This is a genomic window from Streptomyces sp. NPDC101166, assembly GCF_044768125.1.
GTDB lineage: Bacteria > Actinomycetota > Actinomycetes > Streptomycetales > Streptomycetaceae > Streptomyces.
Map to the genome: position 1 here is coordinate 1 of NZ_JBIWPF010000062.1, position 2,321 is coordinate 2,321.

The 2,321-nt window shown below is 69.7% G+C and carries 1 protein-coding gene; it reads left to right on the plus strand.

The features are described 5' to 3' along the window. Positions 1–2,321, plus strand: a 2,321-nt coding sequence (locus ACIRS4_RS36225; protein WP_404204212.1) for a condensation domain-containing protein, incomplete at both ends; no start/stop codon positions are given.

Below are 2,321 nucleotides of genomic sequence, written 5' to 3' on the forward strand. Positions count from 1 at the left end.
GCGACGGTCTACACGACGGCCTGGTACGCGGACACGGACGTGGACGGAGTCGTCCCGATCGGCCGGCCGATCTCGAACGCGCGTGTCTACGTCCTCGACGGCAGCCTCTCCCCGGTCCCGGCAGGGGTGGCGGGTGAGTTGTACATCGCGGGTGCGGGTCTGGCTCGTGGTTATCTGGGCCGGCCGGAGCTGACGGGTGAGCGTTTCGTCGCCGACCCGTTCTCCACTGACGGCGGACGTCTGTATCGCACCGGGGATGTGGTGCGCTGGTCCGCGGGAGGGCAGATCGAGTATCTGGGCCGTGCGGACGAGCAGGTCAAGATCCGTGGCTTCCGCATCGAACTCGGAGAGGTCCAGTCGGTCCTTGCCGGGCATCCGCTGGTGGCCCAGGCCGTGGTCGTGGCCCGCGAGGACGTACCCGGCGACAAGCGCCTGGTCGCCTATGTGGTGCCGGCCGAGGACGGGGTCGCCGAAGAGCTGCCGCGCATCCTCAAGGCCCTGGCCGGTGACCGGCTGCCGTCCTACATGGTCCCCTCGGCCGTCGTCCCCATGGACGCGCTGCCGCTGAACGTGAACGGCAAGCTGGACCGCAAGGCTCTGCCCGCCCCCGAGTACGCCACCGGCACCGGAAGCCGACGCCCGGCCACCCTTCGGGAAGAACTCCTGTGCAGCGTCTTCGCCCAGGTTCTGGGGGTTCCCGAGGTCGGCGTGGACGACGACTTTTTCGCTCTTGGCGGGCACTCCCTCCTGGCCGTCCGTCTCATCAGCCGGGTCCGCACGGTTCTTGGGGTCGAGGTTCCGCTGCGGGCCCTGTTCGACACCCCGACGGTGGCAGGGCTCGCGGCCGGCCTGGCGGGTGCCGGGCAGGCGCGGTCGGCCCTGACGGCAGGGCAGCGACCCGAGCGGATCCCGCTTTCCTTCGCCCAGCAGCGCCTGTGGTTCATCAGCCAGTTGGAGGGGCCGAGCTCGACATACAACATTCCGTTCGTGCTGCGGATGGCCGATCAGGTCGACCGGAACGCGCTTGGCCTCGCCTTCCAGGACGTGATCCGCCGCCACGAGGTCCTGCGGACCGTCTTCCCGACGACCGAAGGCGGTGAGCCGTACCAGAAGGTCATCGAACTCGACGCGCTCGACTGGCAGCTGGGCGTCGTGGAAGTGGTCCCGTCCGAACTCGATGCCGCTGTCGCCGAGGCGGAGGGGTACGCCTTCGACCTCGCCGTAGAGGTTCCGATCCGTGCCACCCTCTTCGAGGCCGGTCCCGACGAGCGTGTGCTGGTCGTGGTGGTCCACCACATCGCGGGCGACGGCTGGTCGACGGCCCCGCTGGCCGGCGACCTGTCGACGGCCTACGCGGCACGGAGGGTCGGTGAGGCGCCGGCGTGGGAGCCGCTGCCGGTGCAGTACGCGGATTACGCGCTGTGGCAGCGCGAGCTGCTCGGCGACGAGAGTGACCCCGACAGCGTCATCGCACGCCAAACGGCTCACTGGCGCGAAGTATTGGCGGACTCTCCGGAAGAGCTGCCACTGCCCTTCGACCACTCGCGTCCGGCGGTGGCGTCCCACCGAGGACACCGAGTGCCGGTGGAGATCCCGGCCGAGGTCCACGCACGACTCGTGGAGGTCGCACGGGCCGAGGGCGTGACCCCCTTCATGGCGCTCCAGGCGGCCCTGGCGATGTTGCTGTCGAAGCTGGGTGCGGGCACGGACATCCCGATCGGTTCGGCGAACGCGGGCCGGACGGACGAGGCGCTGGACGACCTGGTCGGTTTCTTCATCAACACCCTGGTCATCCGCACCGACCTGTCCGGTGACCCGACGTTCCGTGAGGTCCTGGAGCGGGTGCGGGAGGCGAGTCTGTCGGCTCTGGCGCATCAGGAGGTGCCGTTCGAGCGGCTGGTCGAGGAGCTGGCCCCGAGCCGGTCGATGTCCCGGCATCCGCTGTTCCAGGTGCAGTTGGACCTGCAGAACAACGCCGAGGCCGTGCTCGACCTCCCCGGCGCGACAGGCGGCGGCACGTCCTCGGACACCGCCGTGGCGAAGTTCGACATCGAGATCCGGCTCACCGAGACCTACGACGACCACGGCGCCCCGGCCGGCGTCCACGGCCAAGTGGTCGCGGCGGCCGACCTCTTCGACCGCGACACCGTCAGCGGTCTGCGCGAGCGCTTCGTCCGTGCCCTGGATCTGCTGGCCGCCGACCCGCAGGTCCGGCTGAGCACGCTTGATGTCTTCGGTGAGGGTGAGCGGCGTCGGGTGCTGGTCGAGTGGAACGACACCGAGATGGATCTGGGTTCGGTGTCGGTGCCGGAGTTGTTCGA